We start from the raw sequence: 221 nt of genomic DNA on the forward strand, positions 1-221 counted from the left end.
ACGCGTGTGGCCGATCTCGGTGCAATGCCGGGTGCTGCGAATCAGTTTGGCGGGATACCACGAGCACTTCGTGCGCAAGGCCAGCCAGAGCCACAGGGACGGGCAGCGCCGTCATCTGAGCGATGACGCACTGCTGGTGCACATCAAGGCCGTTCATGCCGAGACACGCGGCGGCTACGGCTGGCCGCGCATCTGGAAGGAGTTGCTCGCGCGCGGCATCC

1 protein-coding gene is annotated in these 221 nt (G+C 66.1%); it reads left to right on the forward strand.

Going from position 1 to position 221, the window contains the following annotated elements; genetic code table 11:
• The coding region (locus QN413_RS27285) for an IS3 family transposase (protein ID WP_323499669.1) at positions 1 to 221 on the forward strand (221 nt) is incomplete at both ends.

Source organism: Variovorax sp. LG9.2 (genome assembly GCF_035018885.1).
GTDB lineage: Bacteria > Pseudomonadota > Gammaproteobacteria > Burkholderiales > Burkholderiaceae_C > Variovorax.